The 2,531-nt window shown below is 71.6% G+C and carries 1 protein-coding gene; it reads right to left on the bottom strand.

The features are described from left to right. Positions 1–2,531: amino acid adenylation domain-containing protein (locus ACIBF5_RS32655; RefSeq protein WP_396816748.1), on the bottom strand; the 2,531-nt coding region annotated here is incomplete at both ends.

Below are 2,531 nucleotides of genomic sequence, written 5' to 3'. Positions count from 1 at the left end.
ATAAGCCACCGACACATCACGCGCCAACGGCGCCAACGACCACCCGTCCCCCGCGATGTGATGCACCACCAGCACGAGAACGTGCTCCTCCGGCCGCAGCCGCAGCAGCCGGACCCGTACCGGCAGGTCGGCGCCGAGGTCGAACGGCACGCGTACGTCGGCTGCGATCTCGTCGTCGAGCCTGGCGTCGTCGACCTCGCGCACCCCCAGGTCCAGCAGCGGCTCCCCCACGGCCAGCACCTGCTGGCGAGGGGCTCCGTCCGCCGAGGGGAAGACGGTACGCAGCGCCTCATGCCGTGCGACCACGTCGTTCAGTGCCGCCGCGAGCGCGGATTCGTCCAGCGGGCCGGTCAACCGCAGTACGAGCGGAATGTGGTAGGTCGGGCTCGGACCTTGCATGCGGTCCAGGAACCACAGCCGCTGCTGCGCGAACGACAGCGGAACCACCTCGGGCCGCGACCCGGCGGTCAGTGCGGTACGGGCGGGCGCCGCCGCGGACAGCCGTGCTGCCAGCCCCGCCACGGTCGGTGTTTCGAACAGTGCCCGCACTGGCACCTCCGCGCCCAGGGTGGAGCGGATGCGGCTCGTCAGCCGCGTAGCCAACAGGGAGTGGCCGCCGAGGGCGAAGAAGTCGTCGTCGATGCCGACGCGGTCAATGCCGAGCACGTGGGCGAAGGCCTCGCACAGCAACTCCTCCTGGAGGGTGGAGGGTGCACGGCCGGTCGTGGCGGAGGCGAAGTCCGGTGCGGGCAGAGCGGTCCGGTCGAGCTTGCCGTTGACCGTCAACGGCAGGGTGTCCAGTGACATCACCGCGGCGGGCACCATGTAGTCGGGCAGCATTCCCGCCAGGTGTGAGCGCAGTGCGGACGGCTCCGGTGCCGATCCGGCGTCGGGTACGACGTACGCGATCAGTCGTGTCTCGCCGGGGACGTCCCCGCGGGCGAGGACCGCCGCCTGCCGGACCCCGGGCACGGCGAGCAGCGCGGCCTCGACCTCGCCCGGCTCGATCCGGAACCCGCGCACCTTGACCTGTTCGTCGGCGCGGCCGAGGAACTCGATGTTGCCGTCGGCCCGCCACCGGGCCAGGTCACCGGTGCGGTACATCCGCTCCCCCGGGCCGGCGAACGGGTTCGCGACGAACCGTTGCGCGGTGAGCGCGGACCGGTTCAGGTAGCCACGGGCCAGTGCGGCTCCGGCCACGTAAAGCTCGCCCGTCACACCTACCGGGACCGGGCCGAGCGCCGCGTCGAGGACGTAGACCCGCAGGCCGCCGATTGGTGTGCCGATGTGGGGCGCGGCAATGTCCACGGCGGTCATCGGTGCGGTTGTCGTCGCGCAGACGGTCGTCTCGGTCGGGCCGTACGCGTTGAGCAGGGTTCGTCCGCCGGCCCAGCGCGCGGCGACCTCGGCCGGCAGTGCCTCGCCGGCGGAGATCAGGGTGGTGATCGAGGGCAGGCTGTCCGGGTCGAGCACGGCCAGCACGGCCGGCGGCAGGGTCGCGTGCGTGACGCCGCGCTCCTTCACGGTACGAACGAGGGCGGGCCCCGGCACCAGGTCGTCGGCGTGCTCGACCACGAGGGCGGCACCGGAGCAGAGCGTCACCGCCCATTCGGAGACTGCGGCGTCGAAGCTCGGGGACGCGAACTGCAGCACCCGGCTCTCCGGCTCGATCGCGAAACGGTCGCGCTGTGCGAGCACCAGCCCGGCGACACCACGGTGGTGGACCAGGGCGCCCTTCGGTTGTCCGGTCGAGCCCGACGTGTAGATGAGGTAGGCGGGGTGCGCGGGCAGAAGGGGACCGGTGCGGTCGGCGTCGGTGAGGTCGGTGCCGACGAGTTCCCCGTACGCGGTCGCCGTCTGCGGGTCGTCCAGGGTCACGACCGGGATGCCGGGGGCGCCGACTCGGCTGCCCACGTCGCTGCGGGTGATGAGCACGGCCGGGGCGGCGTCGCCGAGCATGAAGGCGATGCGCTCGGCGGGATAGGCGGGGTCGATGGGCAGATAGGCGCCGCCGGCCTTGACTACCGCGAGAAACGCGACGATCAGGTCGGGTGAGCGCGGCAGCGCGACGGCGACCAACGATTCCGGCCCGATGCCGTGCGTGATCAGGTGACGGGCCAGGCGGTTCGCCCGGCCGTTCAGTTCCCGGTACGAAAGCTCGGCGTCCTCGAACACCAGCGCCACGGCATCCGGTGTGGCGGTCACCTGTTGTTCGAAGAGGGTCGGTACGGTCACGCGCGGCGCCTCGCCGGTGCCGTTCCAGCCGTGCAGGACCAGCTCACGCTCGCTGCCGCCCAGAACGTCGACCCGACTCACCACCGTGTCCGGATCCCGCACGACCGCCGTCAACACCTGCGCGAACCGCTCCGCCAACACCTCCACGTCCGCCGCGTCGAACAGATCCGTCGCGTACACGATCCGTCCACGATCCCCAGCGAACTCGAACGACAGGTCGAACTTCGCCGGAATCGCGGCGACCTCGTCGAGCGGCACCGCCGCAACCTCGACCCCCGGAATCACCAACACCGCCT

Source organism: Micromonospora sp. NPDC050417 (assembly GCF_044458865.1).
Classification (GTDB): domain Bacteria; phylum Actinomycetota; class Actinomycetes; order Mycobacteriales; family Micromonosporaceae; genus Micromonospora_G.
This window is presented reverse-complemented; position numbering and strand designations above follow the sequence as displayed.